Source organism: Nocardiopsis sp. CNT312, assembly GCF_000515115.1.
In the GTDB taxonomy this organism is placed as follows: domain Bacteria; phylum Actinomycetota; class Actinomycetes; order Streptosporangiales; family Streptosporangiaceae; genus Nocardiopsis.
On record NZ_AZXF01000013.1, the window covers coordinates 121,684 to 140,670 of the forward strand.

The 18,987-nt window shown below is 69.6% G+C and carries 22 protein-coding genes; 10 read left to right on the forward strand and 12 right to left on the reverse strand.

What is annotated here, in order from left to right; translation table 11 throughout:
* Window positions 1-92: 92 nt before the first annotated feature.
* Window positions 93-2,654: a phosphoenolpyruvate carboxylase gene (locus tag B042_RS0105285; RefSeq protein WP_028647388.1), complete on the forward strand. Its 2,562-nt coding sequence runs from the start codon at window positions 93-95 to the stop codon at window positions 2,652-2,654.
* Between the two features lie 65 nt (window positions 2,655-2,719).
* Here B042_RS0105285 and B042_RS0105290 read toward each other — a convergent pair whose 3' ends face one another.
* Both B042_RS0105290 and B042_RS0105295 read right to left on the reverse strand, forming a co-directional pair.
* Window positions 2,720-3,271 carry a Uma2 family endonuclease gene (locus B042_RS0105290; RefSeq protein ID WP_231493834.1) on the reverse strand — a complete coding sequence of 184 codons (552 nt, stop codon included), beginning with the start codon at window positions 3,269-3,271 and terminating at the stop codon, window positions 2,720-2,722.
* Window positions 3,272-3,478: 207 nt separating this feature from the next.
* On the reverse strand, window positions 3,479-4,093 hold the full coding sequence (locus B042_RS0105295; protein ID WP_028647390.1) for a Uma2 family endonuclease: 615 nt from the start codon (window positions 4,091-4,093) through the stop codon (window positions 3,479-3,481).
* A 128-nt stretch (window positions 4,094-4,221) separates the two neighbouring features.
* Between B042_RS0105295 and B042_RS0105300 the strand changes: the two genes are divergently transcribed.
* From B042_RS0105300 to B042_RS0105310, 3 genes are all read left to right on the forward strand, one after another.
* Window positions 4,222-5,085: a biotin--[acetyl-CoA-carboxylase] ligase gene (locus B042_RS0105300; RefSeq protein WP_028647391.1), complete on the forward strand. Its 864-nt coding sequence runs from the start codon at window positions 4,222-4,224 to the stop codon at window positions 5,083-5,085.
* A gap of 253 nt (window positions 5,086-5,338) precedes the next feature.
* The gene (locus tag B042_RS0105305; RefSeq protein WP_028647392.1) at window positions 5,339-6,328 is read left to right on the forward strand and encodes an adenylate/guanylate cyclase domain-containing protein; all 990 of its coding nucleotides are present in this window, start codon (window positions 5,339-5,341) and stop codon (window positions 6,326-6,328) included.
* An 88-nt stretch (window positions 6,329-6,416) separates the two neighbouring features.
* The gene (locus tag B042_RS0105310) at window positions 6,417-7,055 is read left to right on the forward strand and encodes an MBL fold metallo-hydrolase (RefSeq protein WP_036553945.1); all 639 of its coding nucleotides are present in this window, start codon (window positions 6,417-6,419) and stop codon (window positions 7,053-7,055) included.
* Between the two features lie 392 nt (window positions 7,056-7,447).
* Here B042_RS0105310 and B042_RS24720 read toward each other — a convergent pair whose 3' ends face one another.
* The 4 genes from B042_RS24720 to B042_RS0105325 all read right to left on the reverse strand — a co-directional run bounded on the left by B042_RS24720 (window position 7,448) and on the right by B042_RS0105325 (window position 9,838).
* Complete coding sequence (locus B042_RS24720; RefSeq protein WP_197024175.1) at window positions 7,448-8,248, reverse strand: nucleotidyl transferase AbiEii/AbiGii toxin family protein; 801 nt, start codon at window positions 8,246-8,248, stop codon at window positions 7,448-7,450.
* Between the two features lie 95 nt (window positions 8,249-8,343).
* Window positions 8,344-9,036: a type IV toxin-antitoxin system AbiEi family antitoxin domain-containing protein gene (locus tag B042_RS22015; RefSeq protein WP_231493835.1), complete on the reverse strand. Its 693-nt coding sequence runs from the start codon at window positions 9,034-9,036 to the stop codon at window positions 8,344-8,346.
* 149 nt (window positions 9,037-9,185) lie between these two features.
* Entirely contained in the window at window positions 9,186-9,488 is a 303-nt protein-coding gene (locus B042_RS0105320) for a hypothetical protein (protein ID WP_028647394.1), read from the reverse strand.
* 32 nt (window positions 9,489-9,520) lie between these two features.
* A complete protein-coding gene (locus tag B042_RS0105325; protein ID WP_028647395.1) occupies window positions 9,521-9,838 on the reverse strand; it encodes a hypothetical protein in 318 nt (105 codons plus the stop codon).
* A gap of 152 nt (window positions 9,839-9,990) precedes the next feature.
* On the opposite strand from B042_RS0105325, the gene B042_RS0105330 reads away from it, so the two are divergent.
* From B042_RS0105330 to B042_RS24255, 3 genes are all read left to right on the forward strand, one after another.
* Window positions 9,991-10,752: a Scr1 family TA system antitoxin-like transcriptional regulator gene (locus B042_RS0105330; protein WP_028647396.1), complete on the forward strand. Its 762-nt coding sequence runs from the start codon at window positions 9,991-9,993 to the stop codon at window positions 10,750-10,752.
* Window positions 10,749-10,916 (forward strand): DUF397 domain-containing protein, encoded by a 168-nt coding sequence (locus tag B042_RS24725; RefSeq protein ID WP_081748605.1) that lies wholly within the window; start codon window positions 10,749-10,751, stop codon window positions 10,914-10,916. Before B042_RS0105330 ends, B042_RS24725 begins: the two co-directional genes overlap by 4 nt.
* Window positions 10,917-11,249: 333 nt before the next feature.
* Window positions 11,250-11,759: a hypothetical protein gene (locus B042_RS24255; protein WP_028647397.1), complete on the forward strand. Its 510-nt coding sequence runs from the start codon at window positions 11,250-11,252 to the stop codon at window positions 11,757-11,759.
* A 64-nt stretch (window positions 11,760-11,823) separates the two neighbouring features.
* On the opposite strand, the gene B042_RS0105345 is transcribed toward B042_RS24255, so the two are convergent.
* Window positions 11,824-12,774: a LysR family transcriptional regulator gene (locus B042_RS0105345; protein ID WP_028647398.1), complete on the reverse strand. Its 951-nt coding sequence runs from the start codon at window positions 12,772-12,774 to the stop codon at window positions 11,824-11,826.
* A 95-nt stretch (window positions 12,775-12,869) separates the two neighbouring features.
* Here B042_RS0105345 and B042_RS0105350 point away from each other — a divergent pair, with 95 nt between their 5' ends.
* Genes B042_RS0105350 through B042_RS0105360 form a run of 3 tightly spaced genes read left to right on the forward strand, consistent with a single transcriptional unit; the run spans window position 12,870 to window position 16,246 of the window.
* Window positions 12,870-13,556, forward strand: a complete 687-nt coding sequence (locus B042_RS0105350; protein ID WP_255342299.1) for a succinate dehydrogenase cytochrome b subunit — start codon at window positions 12,870-12,872, stop codon at window positions 13,554-13,556.
* Window positions 13,557-15,503: a fumarate reductase/succinate dehydrogenase flavoprotein subunit gene (locus B042_RS0105355; protein ID WP_028647400.1), complete on the forward strand. Its 1,947-nt coding sequence runs from the start codon at window positions 13,557-13,559 to the stop codon at window positions 15,501-15,503.
* Window positions 15,500-16,246: a succinate dehydrogenase/fumarate reductase iron-sulfur subunit gene (locus B042_RS0105360; protein WP_028647401.1), complete on the forward strand. Its 747-nt coding sequence runs from the start codon at window positions 15,500-15,502 to the stop codon at window positions 16,244-16,246. The genes B042_RS0105355 and B042_RS0105360 overlap by 4 nt, the downstream gene beginning before the upstream one ends.
* 62 nt (window positions 16,247-16,308) lie before the next feature.
* On the opposite strand, the gene B042_RS0105365 is transcribed toward B042_RS0105360, so the two are convergent.
* The 5 genes from B042_RS0105365 to B042_RS0105385 form a co-directional block, all read right to left on the reverse strand.
* Window positions 16,309-16,695 (reverse strand): type II toxin-antitoxin system death-on-curing family toxin, encoded by a 387-nt coding sequence (locus B042_RS0105365; protein ID WP_028647402.1) that lies wholly within the window; start codon window positions 16,693-16,695, stop codon window positions 16,309-16,311.
* Window positions 16,692-16,919 (reverse strand): Arc family DNA-binding protein, encoded by a 228-nt coding sequence (locus B042_RS0105370; RefSeq protein ID WP_155988885.1) that lies wholly within the window; start codon window positions 16,917-16,919, stop codon window positions 16,692-16,694. Before B042_RS0105370 ends, B042_RS0105365 begins: the two co-directional genes overlap by 4 nt.
* A gap of 179 nt (window positions 16,920-17,098) precedes the next feature.
* Window positions 17,099-17,734 (reverse strand): GNAT family N-acetyltransferase, encoded by a 636-nt coding sequence (locus B042_RS0105375; RefSeq protein WP_028647404.1) that lies wholly within the window; start codon window positions 17,732-17,734, stop codon window positions 17,099-17,101.
* Between the two features lie 57 nt (window positions 17,735-17,791).
* Window positions 17,792-18,496, reverse strand: a complete 705-nt coding sequence (locus tag B042_RS22025; protein WP_036553952.1) for a TrmH family RNA methyltransferase — start codon at window positions 18,494-18,496, stop codon at window positions 17,792-17,794.
* A gap of 100 nt (window positions 18,497-18,596) precedes the next feature.
* Window positions 18,597-18,980 carry a DUF3054 domain-containing protein gene (locus tag B042_RS0105385; RefSeq protein ID WP_028647405.1) on the reverse strand — a complete coding sequence of 128 codons (384 nt, stop codon included), beginning with the start codon at window positions 18,978-18,980 and terminating at the stop codon, window positions 18,597-18,599.
* Between the last annotated feature and the right edge of the window lie 7 nt (window positions 18,981-18,987).

The window sequence follows — 18,987 nt, forward strand, 5'->3', positions numbered from 1 at the left end:
TCGTCCCTATGACAGCGGTAAGCGCAGAACGCGACAGTGCACGACAGGAAGTCCCCGAGCAGCTTCGCAATGACGTCAAACTGCTCGGCGAGATGCTCGGGACGGTTCTCGCCGAAAGCGGCGGCAGCGACCTCCTGGAGGACGTCGAGAGGCTCCGGCACGCCGTGATCGGCGCACGCGAGGGCACGGTCCCCACCGAGGAGATCACCGCGCTCGTCGCCGGGTGGCCCCTGGAGCGGGCCAAGCAGGTGGCTCGCGCCTTCACCGTCTACTTCCACCTGGCCAACCTGGCCGAGGAGCACCAGCGCATGCGCGCCCTGCGCGAGCGCGACGACCTCGCCCACCCGCCCGGCGAGTCCCTGGCCGCCGCCGTGCGGGCCGTGCGCGAGTCCGGAGGCGGCGAGGAGCGGCTCGACGAACTCGTCGAGGGCATGGAGTTCCACCCGGTGGTGACCGCCCACCCCACCGAGGCCCGCCGCCGCGCCGTGTCCACCTCGATCCTGCGCATCAGCGCCCAGCTCGATGCCTGGCACTCCTCCCACGAGGGCAGCAGCGCCGCCGCCGAGGCGCACCGCCGCCTGCTGGAGGAGATCGACCTGCTCTGGCGCACCTCCCAGTTGCGCTACACCAAGCTCGACCCGCTCGACGAGGTGCGCACCGCCCTGGCCGCCTTCGACGAGACCATCTTCGACGTCGTCCCGCAGGTGTACCGGAGCCTGGACACCGCCATCGACCCCGAGGGCACCGGCACCCGCCCCCCGCGCGCCAAGGCCTTCGTGCGCTACGGAAGCTGGATCGGCGGCGACCGCGACGGCAACCCGTTCGTCACCCACGACGTGACGCGCGAGGCGATGCTCATCCAGTCCGACCACGTGTTGCGCGGCCTGGAGGGCGCCTGCACCCGGGTGGGGCGTACGCTCACCGCCTACTCCAACCTCACGCCCGCCAGCACGGCCCTGCTCGACACGCTCTCCTCCGCCCAGGCCGGATACCCCGACCTCATGGGCGAGATCTTCGACCGCTCGCCCAACGAACCGCACCGGCGACTGCTCCTGCTCGCCGCCGCGCGGCTGCGCGCCACCCGTGAACGCGACGCCGACCTGGCCTACCCGAACGCCGAGGCCTTCCTCGCCGACCTGCGCACCGTTCAGGAGTCGCTGGCCGAGGCGGGCGCGCGCCGCCAGGCCTACGGCGAACTCCAGCACCTCATCTGGCAGGCCGAGACCTTCGGCTTCCACCTCGCCGAACTGGAGGTGCGCCAGCACAGCGAGGTACACGCCGCCGCCCTCGCCGAACTGCGCGAGGGCAAGCGCCTCTCGGAGAAGACCGAGGAGGTGCTGGCCACTCTGCGGGTGATCTCCTGGATCCAGGAGCGCTTCGGTGTGGAGGCCTGCCGCCGCTACATCGTCAGTTTCACCCGCACCGCCGAGGACATCGCCGCGGTGTACGAACTGGCCGAGCACGCGCTGCCCGCCGACCGGGTGCCCGTCCTCGACGTCATCCCGCTCTTCGAGACCGGTGCCGACCTGGACGCCTCACCCGGCGTCCTCGACGGCATGCTGAAGCTGCCGGCCGTCCAGCGGCGGCTGGACGAGACCGAGCGGCGCGTCGAGGTCATGCTCGGCTACAGCGACTCCGCCAAGGACGTCGGACCGGTCAGCGCCACCCTGCGCCTGTACGACGCGCAGGCCCGCCTCGCCGCGTGGGCGCGCGAGCACGACGTGCGGCTCACCCTCTTCCACGGCCGGGGCGGCTCCCTGGGTCGCGGCGGCGGTCCCGCCAGCCGGGCACTACTCGCCCAGGCCCCGGGCTCGGTGGACGGGCGGTTCAAGGTCACCGAGCAGGGCGAGGTCATCTTCGCCCGCTACGGCCAGTCCGCCATCGCCCGCCGCCACATCGAGCAGGTCGGCCACGCCGTCCTGATCTCCTCCACCGACGCCGTCCAGGACCACGAGCGCTCGGCCGCCGAGCGGTACCGCCCGCACGCCGACACCATCGCCGAAGCCGCACAGAAGGCCTACCTGGACCTGGTCAACACCGAGGACTTCGCCGTGTGGTTCTCCCGGGTCAGCCCGCTGGAGGAGCTCGGCGAGCTGCGCCTGGGCTCGCGCCCCGCCCGCCGCGGCGCGGCCCGCGGTCTGGGCGACCTGCGCGCCATCCCGTGGGTGTTCGCCTGGACCCAGACCCGCGTGAACCTGCCCGGCTGGTTCGGGCTCGGCACCGGTCTGGCGGCGGTCGAGGACCTGTCCGTGCTCCAGGAGGCATACCGCGAGTGGCCCATGTTCGCCTCGCTGCTGGACAACGCCGAGATGAGCCTGGCCAAGACCGACCGGACCATCGCCGAGCGCTACCTGGCGCTGGGCGGTCGGCCAGAGCTGGCCGAACGGGTGCTCGCCGAGTACGACCGCACCCGCGCCCTGGTGCTCAGTGTGACCGGACACGGACGGCCGCTGGAGAACCGGGCGGTGCTCTCCCGCGCGGTGGACCTGCGCAACCCGTACGTGGACGCCCTCTCCCACCTGCAACTGCGCGCCCTGGAGGCACTGCGCGGCGAGGAGGCGGACGCCCTGTCGGAGCAGGACCGCCAGCACCTGGAGCGGCTGTTGCTGCTGTCGGTGAGCGGCGTGGCCGCCGGGTTGCAGAACACCGGCTGAGCCCCGAGGGAACACCGGCGCCCCCGCACCGAGTGCGGGGGCGCCCGCTGCTTCGGGGGGCGGTGTCAGCCCGGGAAGCCGGAGGTGTCCAGCGTGATGCCGAACGGTTCGGGAAGGTCGATGTCCTTGCCGAAGGGGACCTTGGTCGCCGAGGTATACCGGCCGTTCTCGGGCGCTGAGAACAGGGTGGTCTCGCCTCTGCCCGTCTCCGGGTCCCACCGGTCGACCAAGAGGTAGAGGGGCACCCCGGCGTGCGCGTAGCCCCACAGCTTGGCCTTGCGGTCCTTCTCCGCCGTGCCCTTCGACGTCACCTCGACGGCCAGCAGGGCGTCCGAGACCATGGCGTCGGGGTCGTACTCCAAGACCGAGTACGGGAGGACCACCAAGTCGGGGATGAACAGGCTCGACCGCAGCGGAACCCGTACATCAAGTGTCTGGTGTACGTCGGCTTCGGAAAGACCGCTCCCGTCGCGCAGGATCTCGCGATAGAGCTGCTTTTGCAGCAGGGCGACGATCCGCGCGTGTTCGCGAGAAGGGGGTGCCACGAAGAAGAGACCGCCTTCGATGATCTCGGCCTGCCAGCCCTCGGGCAGGTCCAGCGCTTCCCATGTGCGCAACGACAGTTCCCAGGCGGATGGAGTGTTCGCCGACCTCTCCGCTTGCGTGATACTCACCTGTCGTGCCACCTCCGGTAGCTGAACGTAGTAGCGCGTGATCACCGATGCGCCGGTTTCAGGGTAACCCGTGCCCTCCCGTCGGGACAGGTTTTCCCCAGGCGATCGCCGCGCTGCCCGGGAGCTGGACGAGGCTCTGTTCGGGAGGAGTCAGGCCGGGAAGCCGGAGGTGTCCAGCGTGATGCCGAACGGCTCGGGCAGCTTCAGCGGCTCGCCGAAGAACACCTTCTCGACGTGCTTGTAGACGCCGCGCTCGGGCTCGGCGAACAGGGTCGCGGCCTCCTGGCCGGTGTCCGGGTCCCAGCGGTCCACTAGCAGGTACAGGGGGATCCCGGCGTGCGCGTAGCCCCACAGCTTGGCCTTGCGGTCCTTCTTTGCCGTGCTCGGCGAGGCCACCTCGACCACGAGGATCGCGTCGGCCGCCGGGTTCTCGGCGTCGGGATCGGGCGCGGACTCGGGCAGGACCATCAGATCCGGGATGTACACGCTGTCGGTCACCGGGACCCGGATGTCCTGTGCCTGGTGGACCTCCGCCTCGGAGACGCGGCTGCCCGGGCGCAGGATCTCACGCATCAGCGCTTTGTTGACCAGCCACACGATGTGGTTGTGGTCGTATTTAGGGGGCGTCATGATGACGATGTCGCCTTCGATGATCTCGGCCTGCCAGCCCTCGGGCAGGTCCAGTTCCTTCCAGGCATGCAGCACGACGTCCCACCGGGACGGTACCGGGGTCACCGATCCGGTTTCCGCTTCCGCGATACTCATCTGCGGCGCCACCTCCGGTAGCTGAACGTAGCAGCGCGTGATCACCGATGCTCCGGTTTCAGGATAACCCGTGCCCCCCATCGGGACAGGTTTTCCCCAGGCGATCGCCGCGCTGCTGTAATGGGGCCATGACCCCTGACACCGAGGACCTCCCGCGCCCACCGCTCGACACGGCGGCGCTCACCGCCGCGGTGGTCCGCCCCGGCGGGACGTGGCGCTCCGTCGAGGTACTGCCCGCCGTGGGCTCCACCAACACCGAACTCGCCGTCCGCGCCAGGGGCGGCGCCCCGCACGGCACCGTGCTGGCCACCGAGCACCAGACCGCCGGCAAGGGCCGCCTCGGCCGCGGCTTCACCACCCCCGACCGCGCCGCGCTCACCTTCTCCGTCCTGCTGCGCCCCCGCGCCCACCCCGACGCCCTCGGCTGGCTGACGCTGCTCATGGGGGTGGCCGCCGTCAGGGCGATCTGCACGGAGACCGGGGTCGCCGCCGCGCTGAAGTGGCCCAACGACGTCATCGTCCCCGCGGGCTCCCGGCCCGGGACGGAGGCCGCCGACGGCAAGCTCGCCGGGATCCTCTCCGAGGCCGACTTCTCCGACACCCACGCCCCGGCCGTGGTCGTGGGCATGGGCCTCAACGTGTCCCAGACCCGCGCCGAACTCCCCGTGGACACCGCCGCGTCCCTGCGCGGAGAGGGGGCCGCCGCTCCGGACCGCACCGCCCTGCTCACCGCCGTCCTGGCCGGGTTCGGGGAGCTGTACACGGCGTGGAGCGAAGCCGGTGGCGACGCCGGGGCCTGCGGCCTGGCCGACGCCTACCGGGACCTGTGCACCACCGTGGGCCGCCGGGTCCGCGTCCACCTGCCGGGGGGCTCGGTACTGGAGGGTACGGCCGCTGCCGTGGACACCCAGGCCCGGCTCGTGGTGCGCGGACCGGTGGGTGAGCGGGTGCTGACCGTCGGCGACGTCGTGCACGTCCGCCCCGGAGAATGACGACACCCGTATGCGTGCTGTTTCGGCTCCAGAACTCCCGATTTACGAAAGATCATGACATGATCATTGGTACAACGATCGGGAGTCGTGATCCCCGCCGCGTGGAGAGGTGTGCTCCCGTGATGGCCCGACGACCCCTCCTGTCAGGGGAGGCCGCGGGCGTAGGCTGGTGAGGAACAACCGCGCCGCACTGCCGACGCAGTGACGCAGTGCTCGTACCCCGTATTCACGGGGATGGTCTGAGAGAGAACGTATGCCGTCGCGTCCCGACCCGAAAGCGATCGAGTCCGTCCTGCTCGGCGGTGAGCCGGTATACACCAAACGGCAGGCGATCGAACTCTCCGGCGCCGAACCCGAGATCGCGAGCCGTGTCTGGCGTGCCCTCGGCTTCCCCACCCAGGCCGACGACGCCGTCGTCTTCGCCGAGAGCGACGTCGAGGCGCTGCGCATCACCCACTCCCTTCTGCAGGAGGGGCTCCTGGACGAGCAGGGCGTGGTCCGCTTCGCCCGAGCCATGGGCCAGACCATGTCCCGCCTGGCCGACTGGCAGACCAGCATCCTCAGCACGCTCATGACCGACGACGGCGACTCCATCGGCAGCCCGCTCATGAACCAGGTCAAGGAGCTGCTGCCGGACGTCGAACGGCTGCTGCTGCACATCTGGCGGCGGCAGTTGGCCGCCTCCACCGCGCGCACCCTGACGGTGATGTCCAACCACACCGACACCGTCCCCAACTACTACCCGCTCATCGTGGGCTTCGCCGACCTCGTCTCCTTCACCACGCTCAGCCGCGAACTGGACGAACTCGAACTCGCCGACGTCGTGGAGGGGTTCGAGGCCACCGCCGCCGACATCGTCGCCACCGGTGGGGGGCGGGTCGTCAAGACGCTCGGCGACGAGATCCTCTACGTCGCCGACTCCCCGGCCGAGGCCGCCGACATCGCCCTGCGCCTGGCCTCCGGGGTCACCACCCACGTGGAGGTGCCCGACGTCCGCGTCGGGGTGGCCTACGGTCCCGTGCTCACCCTGCACGGCGACGTGTTCGGCACCACCGTGAACCGCTCCAGCCGCCTGACCTCCTTCGCCCGGCCCGGCACCGTCCTCATCGACGACGCCCTCGCCGAGCGCCTCCAAGGCCAGGAGGGCATCCAGGTGGTGCAGGTGCGCGCCCGCCACGCCCACGGCCTGGGGCTCATCCAGCCCTACGCGCTGCGCCGCAGCTTCGAGCCCGGCGGGGCGTGAGCCGGGCGGGAAAGCCCTGCCGCGCGGGCGATCGCGGATAGGGTCGGGTGGTACCGAACCGGCCCGCGAACGTTGAGGTGGTGATCCAGTGCCCGGCACCCCGAACCCGGTGGAGCGGCTGCGCACCTCGGGGCTCTTCAGCCTGGAGGGCGTCGAGGCCGACGTCGAGAACAACGTCTGGATCGTGGGCGACGCGCGGAGCGCGATCGTGATCGATGCCGCCCACGACCACGAGCGGATCGCGCGGGGGCTGGGCGACCGCGAGCTCATGGCGATCGTGTGCACCCACGCCCACAACGACCACGTGAACGCGGCGGTGGCGCTCGCTGAGCTGACGTCCTCCCCGATCCTGCTGCACCCCGACGACGCCGAACTGTGGGAGCGGGTCCACCCCGACCGCGAACCGGACGCGCCGCTGCTGCACGGCGAGACCCTCGTCGCCGGGGACCTGGAGCTCCGAATTCTGCACACGCCGGGCCACACCCCCGGCGGGGTGTGCCTGCACGCGGCGGAACCGGGGGTGCTGTTCAGCGGTGACACCCTGTTCCCGGGCGGGCCGGGTGCGACCGGTCAGCCCTTCTCGGACTTCCCGACCGTCATCGCCTCGATCCGCGACCACCTGGTGGGCCTGTTGCCGGAGACCGTGGTGCACCCCGGCCACGGGGAGTCCACGACGATCGCTGAGGCCGCCGAGTACCTGGACGAGTGGGCTAAGCGCGGGTTCTGACCCGCGAGCCCTGCGCTGGAGCAGGGGTCAGGTAGCCGAGCCCTGCACTGGTGCAGGGCTCGCGCTGTTTTCCGGGAGTGGAGGGCGTACCGGATGCCCTGAGGGGCTTTGTGGGTCGGTGAAACCCTTGCCGTTTTTCGCCGGGTCTGACCTGCGGTGATGCACCCCTTCTGCACGCAACCGGTCTCTAGGACTCTCGATGGTACGTGACGCGCGTCACATTTCACTTCTGCAAGCCTGTGTCCTGCGCAAACGCCGTGCACGCAAACCCGGGTTCTCGTGACCGAACCGGATTCGGTGTACACGCCCCGCTGACCGCGCGGGATCTCCGTGCGCCCAGTGTGCCACGGGCACCCCGCCCCTGCCTTCCCCTCTGTTCCGGGAAAGCGGGTTCACCTCGTCAGCGTCCACGTGGCTGCCTGGGGTTCCCAAGTACCTGAGGCAGTCCCCTGGAACAGCGGATCAAGGAACGGAGAGACAACATCGAGTGCCTGGTCCAGTGTGCGGGCAGGCAAAGCCAGGGCTCGCGCTGATTCAGTGGCGTAGCCGGGCTCCCACAGGCCGCGATCGGGAACGGAGAACCGAAGGGGAAGTGGCAATCCTCTGCGCTCGGCCTCGGATCGCAGAGCATCGTGTTGCAGGGCTGCGGGCAGGCGTGCCCGGCTGATGACAGAGACCAGATCGACGAGGTCCTTGAAACGAGTGGAGGGCCGACGTTCGGGGCCGTGTCGTTCGAGAATGGCGCAGGTCTTGTCGGCGATGTGGTCGACCAAAGGATAGACCCGGTAACCGGTGCGCTCCAGGCCGGGAACGTCAACCGTGGGCAGAGGCGGGACGACTTCGGCGCTGCCGGTCATGCGGATGTTCTCGGCTACGACGTCCACATGGAACTTGGTCCACACGGTGGCCCCCAGACGGGCGGTGACTGGAATGCGCACCCCGTTGGCACCATCGGAGATGAGTGTTGATCGGCTGGTTTCGAAGCGGAACCAGTCCCCGAGGTCCTGTACGGCTGCCTCGCGTAGGTCCCGCTCGGCTGCCTCACGGCTAGTGTCTCGGTAGATATCGATATCTACGGTACGTCGTACTGCTAGTTCACGTGCGAGAAGTGCGGTCGCCCCTTTGACGATCCACTCGTTGTCGATGAGGTAGAGCCGGGCGAGAAGCCGGTCGTAGGCGAACTGGCGCTGCAACTCTGGCAGGGGCCACGGGCCTTTGGGTCGTGCGCTAGAGCGCAAACGGTCGGTGAGAGCACGACGGAACGCGGCGGGTGTCTTATAAGGCAGGGTCATGGTGGTGCGGTGCTTGTTTCCGTTTCGGAGATCTGGCTGAGCCAGTGGTTTCGTTCGGGAGCGGTGGTCAGGTCGAGGAGCCAGCGCAGTAGGGCCACCCCGTCACCGCGGCGCAGGCCGAAACGCCCGGCGTGGCCGGCGAGAGACCGGGCCATCGTGGAAGGACGGCTGTGCCCGTCTCGCAGCGCTTCGGCTAGGACGTGGCCGACCGCGCCGGGGTCTTCGCGAGCGGACAGCAGGTCGGAGACGATGCGCGGTGGCCGGGTCACCAGAAGACCGTTCAGGGTGGTCCACTCGGCATCGGCGAGGTGGCCGCGGTGCAGGCGCAGGTCGGGCCGCCGGGACTGTCGACGTCCGGGCAGGGTGAACTCGTGGATGTCGGCGGGCAGGTGTCCGAGTCCGTAGAGCGCTGCGGCCGACCGGTGGGAGACGACGCCGTCGGCGGGTCTTCGTTCCCAGACTGGGGCGTCGGGCGAGAGCTGTAGCCAGGCTGCGCGCAGTTCCAGGTGCTCCGGGGCGGGGGCGCCCCTCATCCGGTAGACGCCGTGGGCCACACGCTCGACAGTGGCCCCCTTCGAAGAGAGGCGGGCGAGGGTGCTCCAGGCCATCCCGGTGGCTTCGGCTTGGCGGCGGGTGAACAGCCCTCCCTGTTCCTCAGCGAGGTCGGTGAGGGCTACCATGCTCGTCATGAGAACCATGTCTGCATTCTATAGCGATAGCGCTATAGAACGCAGCGCTCATTCTGGATCGATGCTGCAAAGTAGCTGTGTCCGCTATAGATCGCAGTGCTTGCCAGGCGAGATTCCGATCTCTCCTCTGATCAAGCTGTGTGCCGGGGTTACACGGTGGTGCGGAGGGTGTTGATGAGGCGGGCGATCTCGGCGGCCTCCTGGTCGGCGTCGATGCTGAGGGCGAGCCGGCGGACTTGGTCCAGGGCGATGAGCAGGTTGGTGGAGAGCATTGGCGGGGGCGGGGTGCTCCAGAGCGTGGGGACGGGGCGGGCCAGGTCGGGGCGCAGGCGGAGGAGGGCGCGCACGGCCCGGTCCAGTTCGGAGAGGTCACCGGGGCCAGTGGCGGCCGGTACCGACCGCCGGACGCGGCGGGGGAGCGGTGGGCGCTCCTGCTGGGACGTGGGGAACACGGGCGACTCCTGTCTGTTCGTGTCGGGCGGGCCTACGACGCTTCGCGCGGGCTGGGGCAGGGTGCGTGCGGCGTCGGCGTGATCGAGGCCCACGCGCATCCCCGCACCGGGCAGTGCCAGTACGAGTGCGGGCGGGTGCGCGCGATGACCGCTTGGGCCTGGCGAATCCGGGCGTCGAGACCGTCCGGGGTGGTGTCGGTCAGCGGCGTGACGTCGGCATCGCCCTGGTAGAGGGCGATGTAGTGGCCTTCCACCGCTCCCCACAGGACCAGCCACAGCGGTCGGTGGTGCGCGTGGAGCCTCCGGGCGGCTAGGTACCCCGCCTCGTCGTCGCCCGCGTGCCGTGCCACCGCGCCCACCGCTCTCCGCTCGTGTCCGGGTCCACCGGGGCGGCCGACCCGTCTGAACCCAGCATGTGGCCCCGGGTGGGGGTCCCTCCACCGTCCGAGAAGTTTCGGCAAACACCTGATGCGCTGAGGAATCCCGGCGTAACCTCTTGCGCATGGCGGAACCCCCTTTCCTCGATGTGCTCACCAAGTTCCGGGAGCTGAACGGGTTTTCCCAGAAACAGCTCGCCGCGCGCGTCAACGCTTCGGTCGCGGCGGTTTCCCGGTGGACGAACGGGCACGCGATGCCCAAGCTCTCCATGGCGGAAACGCTGGATGCCGAGTTGGGCGCGGAGGGGAGGCTGCTGGCGGCCTGGCGCGAGGCCACATCAGGAACCACACTGCCGGAGTGGGCGCGGTCGCTTGCCGGTATCGAGGCGGAAGCGCGCACGGTGCAGGTCGTGTCACCGGTGGTCGTTCCTGGCTACCTTCAGAGTTCCCTGTACGCGGCGGCAGTGTTCCGATCCGGTTGGCCCCTGGCCTCCGATGAGGAGATTGCTCGACTCACCAAGCTGCGCACGGAACGCCTCGACCATCTGCCCCGGCTGCGGGTGACAGCGGTATTCCCAGTGACGGCACTGACCGGGATGGATGAGGAGGTCAGGAGGGATCAGGTGGCCCGCCTGCTGGATCTCGCTGGTTCAGGCCGGGTGGCAGTGCATCTTGTTCCGGAAGGCTCGATTCTGACCGACCCCGTGGCGCCGATGATGGTGTTCCGGCTGAACTCTGGGGAACTGGTGATTACCAGCGACAACCCTGACGGTAACGTCATCCACGCGACTCACACTCATGAGCGGTTGTCTGCACTCGTCACTGGGGCGCTGGCGGTCGCGCTCCCGGCCCGACACTCCCTCGAAGCGTTGAAGGAACTCGCATGAACGACTGGCACAAGAGCAGCTACAGCCCTAATGGGTCCAACTGTGTCGAGGTTGCCGAGGGCGTCACCACGGCGGTGCGGGACACGCAGAACCGCGAGCTGGGACACCTGGAGTTCGCGGCCGGGGAGTGGCTCGCGCTCGTGGACTCCCTCAAGACCTGCTGACAGCACGAGGAGGGGCGGTGCCACCGGTGGTGGTGCCGCCCCTTTTGTGTGCGAGGTGGGGGTGTGCAAATGATTTCAATTCGGACCAAGGGGATAGTTCTGACTCGGGAGTGAAAAGGGCTTCTCCCTTTCTGTTAACCGCGCTGAGCTGGGATGATGTCCGTCGGGGAGAACTTTTTCTCCCTGACTTCGCAGAAAAGTGCGACACCACGCCCCGCGTGCCCTAATCTTCTTTGCGAAAGCCCAACTGCATACGACGAAGACCCCGCGACGGTAGACAACCGGCCGGGGTCGTGGTCAGCAAGACACACCTTGAAGCAAAGGATTGCCGACATGGCTCATTCTAGCCGTGCGGTCCTCAGGTCTGCCCTGGAGACCCTCGAAGCCCTCCTCCTGCCCGCGCGCGGACGCCACGCCCGCCGCCGCTCGGCCCGGGTCCGTCGCTACGCGCCGCTGCCCGTCCCCGAGCAGGCCGCGTCTCCGGTGCCCGAACCCGTGCCTGAGTCCTGGCTCGCGCCGCCCACCGTGCGCACGCCCGCCAGGGACGCCGCCCTGGTGCGGCCCTACTACACCGCCTACGAGCGCGAACTCGCCTACACGCGGGTCCACCCCGCCCGGCGTCTGCGCGCCCGCGCCACCACCCCCGGCCCGCGCGGCCCCCGGGTCCCGGCCGCCCCCTACGCCCCCACCCACGCGCGCCCGAGCGTCCCCGCGCCGCGACCGGCCGGGGACCTGCTCGCGGTTCCGCCCCCGCCGGTGCCCGGCGAGTTCGACGAACTCGCGCGGCTGGTCCGCCTCTTGCAGGACCAGCGTGCCGGCCGGCGGAGCGGGGCGGCCGCCTGAACAGCGCGGCCACGGTTCGCTGTCGTGTGGTCGGGGTCCGTTGTTATGGGATCGAGTACAGGGCTCAACCCTCCGAAGCCCTACCGGAGATGAGCACCTCCAGGTCCGGTCCCAGCTCCTCCGGGGGCAGGTCCAGCAGGTACCGCTCCAGATGGCGGCGGAAGGCGTCGGCCGCGTGCGAGGGCTCCACGTCCCGGCGCTGGGCCAGTGCCACCGTCCGCAGCAGGCGGGGCCTGGCCAGCGGGGTGCCGCGCAGGCCCGGCCGGCTGCGCAGCACCATGCTCGGCACCACCGCCAGCCCCAGGCCCGCCTCCACGAACCGCAGCACCGCGTCCATCTCGCCGCCCTCCACCGCCAGCTCCGGGTCGAACCCGGCGGCCCGGCACGCCCGCAGCGTCGCCTCGCGCACGTCGTAGCCGCGCCGGAACATCACCAGCGGGCGGCCCCGCAGCTCCGTGATGCGCATCGAGGCCCGGCCGTTGGGGGAGGGCAGCGCGAACGGGCTGGCCACCACGAGGTTCTCCCGCAGGATCGGCGTGGTCGCGAAATCGGGGTCGCTGCTGTGCAGCGGCAGGATGATCAGGGCCAGGTCCAGCGCGCCCCGGCCCAGGTCGCGGATGAGGTCGCGCGAACCGCTCTCCTCCACGTGGAGTTCGATGCCCGGAAAACGGGTATGGAAGTCGGCGAGCACATCGGCCAGCAGTCCCGCGCACAGGGACGGCGTGGCGCCCAGGCGCACCCGGCCGCTGCGGATCCCGGCCAGCTCGGCCACCTCGCGGCGGGCCGTCTCCAGGTCGGTGAGGATGCGCTGGGCCAGCGGCAACAGCGTCTCGCCCGCCGGGGTGAGTGTGATATTTCCCCTGGCACGACTGAATAACGGCGCGCCCAACTCGCTCTCAAGGCTGCGGATCTGTTTGCTCAAGCTCGGCTGGGCAACGCGCGAAAGCTCGGCTGCGCGGGTGAAATGGCGCGTGCGGGCCACAGCGACGAAGTACGCGAGCTGTTGGAACTGCATGTTCCATAGCCTACGGCTATGGACACCAGGGTCGTGATGACTTGGACGACGAACTTAACCCGAAATTAAAGTGACAGGCTGTGGCGAACAGTACCTTGACCAAGAAGCGGTCTACGGCCTACGGATCCACGGTCGCGCTCAAGTCAGCAATGGCTGTCAGCGGCGTGGTCCTCGTGCTGTATTTGATCGCGCACATGTACGGCAACCTGAAAGTCTTCGCTGGCCAGGAGGCCTTCGACGGCTACGCCGAGGGGCTCCGCGACCTCGGCTACCCGCTGCTGCCCCACGAGGGCTTCCTGTGGATCGTGCGCGTGGTCCTGCTGGCGAGCATCCTGATCCATATCTACAGCGCGGCGGTCCTCACGATCCGGGCCCGCAAGGCCCGTGGGCACCGGTACGCGGTGACCAAGCGCGTGCAGCGCTCCTACGCCTCGTACACGATGCGCTGGGGCGGCGTCCTCATCGCGCTCTTCGTGGTCTTCCACATCCTGCACCTGACGACGAACACGATCGCGCCCGGCGGCAAGTCCGACAGCGCCTACGAGCGGCTCGTCAACGGATTCCAGCCCGAGTACTGGTACGTGACCCTGTTCTACGTCGCGTCGGTCATCGCCGTGGGCTTCCACCTGCGGCACGGGATCTGGAGCGGCATGGCCACCCTGGGCCTGAACAAGGCGCCCCGCCAGGGCAAGATCAACGGCGTCGCCGTGGCCATCGCGCTGATCGTGACCGTCGGCTTCCTCCTCCCGCCCATGGCGGTCACCTTTGGACTGGTGAGTTAGTTGTCTGAGAACGACCTGTACATCGAGGGTGCCCCGGTCCGGGACGAGAAGGCCCCCGAGGGACCGATCAACGAGCGCTGGGATAAGCGCCGCTTCTCCGCCAAGCTGGTCAACCCCGCGAACCGGCGCAAGCTCTCCGTGATCATCGTCGGCACCGGCCTGGCCGGCGCCTCCGCGGCGGCGACCCTGGGCGAGGCGGGCTACAACGTCACGTCCTTCTGCTACCAGGACAGCCCGCGCCGCGCGCACAGCATCGCGGCGCAGGGCGGGATCAACGCCGCCAAGAACTACCGCAACGACGGCGACAGCATCCACCGCCTGTTCTACGACACCGTCAAGGGCGGTGACTTCCGCTCCCGCGAGTCGAACGTCTACCGCCTGGCCCAGACCAGCGTCGAGATCATCGACCAGTGCGTGGCCCAGGGCGTACCGTTCGCCCGCGAGTACGGCGGCCTGCTGGACAACCGCTCCTTCGGCGGCGTCCAGGTGTCCCGTACCTTCTACGCGCGCGGCCAGACGGGCCAGCAGCTGCTCATCGGTGCCTACCAGGCCCTGGAGCGCCAGATCGCGGCCGGCACCGTCACGATGAACACCCGCCACGAGATGCTCGAAGTCATCGTCGTGGACGGCAAGGCGCGCGGCATCATCGCCCGCGACATGGTCACCGGCGAGATCGAGACGCACTTCGCCGACGCCGTGGTGCTCGCCACCGGCGGCTACGGCAACGTGTTCTTCCTGTCGACCAACGCCATGGGCTGCAACGTCACGGCCTCCTGGCGCGCGCACCGCAAGGGCGCGCTCTTCGCCAACCCGTGCTACACGCAGATCCACCCGACCTGCATCCCGGTCAGCGGCGACTACCAGTCCAAGCTGACCCTGATGAGCGAGTCGCTGCGCAACGACGGCCGCATCTGGGTGCCCAAGGAGATGGGTGACGACCGCGACCCGCGCCAGATCCCGGAAGAGGAGCGCGACTACTACCTGGAGCGCATCTACCCGGCGTTCGGCAACCTGGTGCCGCGCGACATCGCCTCCCGCGCCGCCAAGAACGTCTGCGACGAGGGCCGCGGCGTCGGCCCCGGCGGTCTGGGCGTCTACCTGGACTTCGCCGACGCGATCAAGCGCATGGGCCGGTCCGCCGTCGAGGCCAAGTACGGCAACCTCTTCGACATGTACCAGCGCATCACCGGCGAGAACCCCTACGAGGTTCCGATGCGCATCTACCCGGCCGTGCACTACACCATGGGCGGCCTGTGGGTCGACTACGACCTCCAGAGCACCATCCCGGGCCTGTTCGTGACCGGTGAGGCCAACTTCTCCGACCACGGAGCCAACCGCCTGGGTGCCAGCGCTCTGATGCAGGGGCTGGCCGACGGCTACTTCGTCCTGCCCAACACCATCAACGACTACCTGGCGGACGGGCCGTTCGAGCGGCTCGACGAGAGCCACCCCGACGCGGTCGCCGCCAAGGAGCAGGTCACCTCCCGGATCGACAAACTCCTGTCGATCCAGGGCTCCCGCACCGTCGACTCCTTCCACAAGGAGCTCGGGCAGATCATGTGGGAGTACTGCGGCATGGAGCGCAGCGAGGAGGGCCTGACCAAGGCCATCGGGCGCATCCGCGAGCTGCGCGCCGAGTTCTGGCGCGACGTCAAGGTGCTCGGCACCAACGACGAGCTCAACCAGGCCCTGGAGAAGGCCGGCCGGGTGGCCGACTTCCTGGAGCTGGGCGAGCTCATGTGCATCGACGCCCTGCACCGCCGCGAGTCCTGCGGCGGCCACTTCCGCGCCGAGAGCCAGACCGAGGACGGCGAGGCACTGCGCCACGACGACGAGTTCGCCTACGTCGCGGCCTGGGAGTTCGGTGGCGAGGACAGCAAGCCCGTGCTCCACAAGGAGGCCCTGGAGTACGAGTACGTCGAGATGAAGCAGCGGAGCTACAAGTGAACATCACCCTGCGCGTTTGGCGCCAGAAGGGCCGGGACGACAAGGGTCGGATGGCCAGCTACGAGCTCACCGACGTCTCGCCCGACATGTCCTTCCTCGAAATGCTCGACGTCCTCAACGAGAAGCTCACGCTGGAGAACGAGGACCCGGTGGCCTTCGACCACGACTGCCGTGAGGGCATCTGCGGTGCCTGCGGTGTCGTGATCGACGGCGAGGCCCACGGCCCGGAGACCACCACCACCTGCCAGTTGCACATGCGCAGCTTCAACGACGGCGACACCATCACGGTGGAGCCCTGGCGCGCCACGGCGTTCCCGGTGGTCAAGGACCTGGTCGTGGACCGCGGCTCCTTCGACCGGATCATCCAGGCGGGCGGCTACATCAGCGCCCCGACCGGTACCGCCCCGGACGCCCACGCCAACCCGATTCCGAAGCCGGACGCCGACCGCGCGTTCGACGCCGCGACCTGCATCGGCTGCGGCGCGTGCGTGGCGGCCTGCCCCAACGCCTCCGGCATGCTGTTCACCGCCGCCAAGGTCACCCACCTGGGCATGCTCCCGCAGGGCCAGCCCGAGCGGGACGCGCGCGTGGTGAAGATGATCAACCAGCACGACGAGGAGGACTTCGGCGGCTGCACCAACATCGGTGAGTGTGCCGCGGTCTGCCCGAAGGGCATCCCGCTGGACACGATCTCCCAGCTCAACCGCGACCTGCTGGGGTCGCTCGGCCGGGGCAACGGCTAGAACGCCGCCCTCTCGGCCACGGGGCCGTGTCCCTTCGGGGGCGCGGCCCCTCGCGTGTGTGGTCAGTCGTCCGCTAGTCCGAGACCGCGGAGCCGCGTAGCGATTTCCGGGACCTCCGCGACCGCGCCGGTGGTGACTGCGATGACGAGGTCGTAGGCGGCGTCCGTGTCGATCTTGCGCGTCTCCAACCCGTTGAGTTCGAGGAAGACCACAGCACCCAGCCAGGCGAGCCGTTTGTTGCCGTCGGCGAGGGGGTGCCCGATGAGCAGGGACTGCATGAGCGCGGCGGCCTTCTGCCACAGATCCGGGTAGGCGTCCGTGCCGAACGCCGTTGTCTGCGGCCGTAGGACCGCCGCATGGAGCTGCCCGGCATCCCGCAAGCGGGTGTGTGGGGGGAGGACACGCTCGATGACGCCGAGCAGATCCTCCTTGGTGAGGTAGGTCGTCATTCGGCGAGCCTGGCCAGCAGTTCGGCGTCGCGTTCGGCGATGCGTGCCGCCACCTCCCTTGCTCTGGCCGTCTGACGCCGGGCGAGATAGTCGGAGATTGCGGTCACCGCTTCGGAGTTGACACTGTTGCCGTCTTCTTCGGCCGCGGCCTTCAACCTGGTGTGGACATCGTCCGGTAGGCGCAGGTGCATGTTCATGTGGGGCATGATACCGGAAAACGGTATCTCTTTCTGGTTCTGGTGGTGAAAGAGCGCTCACCCAGCGGGGTGTTGGACAGCAGCACCGTCAGGGGTCTGTCAGGAACTCGGATGGGGCCCGGAGGTGCCGGCGGGCGACTGCGGCCGGGCCGCGGGCGACAGGGCACGCGGCCCGCCGCCCCCTGAGTGCCGCGTGCCCCGAGGGGTCAGGCGGGCGTGCGCATGAGGAACCGGCTGGTCCCGATCCCCGGCTGCTCGACCTGCTGGACCACCCGAAAACCGAACCGCTCGTAGAAGTCCACGCTCTCGGGGGAGAGCGTCTGCGTGAACGCGGGCAGCCCCTCGTCGTCGGACCGCGCCAGCCCCGACTCCAGCAGCTCCTTCGCCAGGCCGGCACCCTCCAGCGCGGGGTCGACGCCGAGCACGGCCAGGTACAGGTGCGGCTCCTGGGGCGCGGCCATCTTCCACTCGGCGCACAGGCGGACGAAGGCGCCCAGCCGTTCACGGCCGATCAGCGGTACCCAGTGCGGCCAGGTGCGCGGCGACACCAGCGGCCCCTCCGGGTTGCTCGACGCCGGGGCCCACAGGGCGGCGGCACGGATGACCGGGTCCTCGAAGGCGCCCTCGGCGATGGACACCACACGGGTGTCACCGGCCGGGACGTACCCGAAACCCGCCGCCAGGGCGAAGAAGCGGCGGGTACGGGCCATGCGCTGGGCGTCGTCGGGGAACAGCCACCGGAAGAGCGGGTCGTCGGCCAGGGCCCGGCTCAGCACGCGCGCCACCCCCGGAATGTCCTCGATGGTGGCTCGGCGGGCGGCGGCGGTGACGGTGGGGCTCATCGGGAACACACAACTCTCCGGTCGGGGGCCTCGCACCACCATTAGATCACGAGAACATCACGAAGGGGATGGGTCTGTGGACTCCGCGGTCGGGACCGGCTGGTCGAACACGTGCGCACGAACCCAGGCGTGCATGGCGATCGCGGCCGCCGCCCCGGCGTTGATCGACCGGGTGGAGCCGAACTGTGTGATCGACAACACCGCCTCGCACACCTCGCGCACCTGCTCGGACAGACCCGGCCCCTCCTGGCCGAACACCAGGACCGCCTCACGCGGCAGCGGGTAGGTCTCCACCGGCACCGAACCGGGCAGATTGTCGACCCCGATCAGGGCGAGCCCGCGCCCGCGCGCCCAGGCCACCAGCGACGCGGTGTCGGGGTGGTGGTGTACGTGCTGGTAGCGGTCGGTCACCATGGCGCCCCGCTTGTTCCAGCGTCGGCGGCCGACGATGTGTACGGCCGCGCACCCGAAGGCGTTGGCGGTGCGCACCACCGAACCGATGTTGAAGTCGTGCTCCCAGTTCTCCACCGCCACGTGGAACGGGTGCCGCCTGGTGTCCAGGTCGGCCACGATGTGCTCGTGCCGCCAGTACCGGTAGCGGTCCACGACGTTGCGGCGGTCGCCCCCGGCCAGGAGGTCGGGATCGTAGCGCTCTTCAGCGGGCCAGGGGCCGGGCCATGGCCCCACACCCACGCCACCGGGCCGCTCCCCGTCGTCGGAGGAGGTCGGAGCGGCGGTCACCGGAGCGGGCTGTTCATTCACCCGCCCCAGTGTAGGGACCACGTCGGCGGGCCGGTCCGCGGATCACCCCGCCACGGACCGACAGGGCGGCGGACCCGGAGGGAGCACGCGCACGAGGCCGTCAGACGGCCTGGCGCCTCTTCTCCCGTCGTTCCACGACCAGGTGGGCGAGGCCGCGCCAGCCCAGCATGGTCGCGGCGAGGAAGACACCGGTCACCACGACGAAGGAGTAGGGCGCGTCCTCCCCGGTGGCCAGGCGTGCCACCATGCCCCCGGCGACCGCCACCGCCCACACGAAGACGCCGGTCGGCCACAGCCGGGAGGGAGACCGCCACGCCAGGGTGAGGGCCCACCCCAACGCGAGCGCGGCCGCGAACGGCCAGGCCGTACCGAGGACCGAGCCGAGGGCGGTGCCGCTCTCGTGCTCGGCTCTGCCGATCAGCACGAAGGCCAGCACGCACACCAGGTCGGCGACGAAGGCGAGCGGAGCCGTGAACGAACGCATAACACCA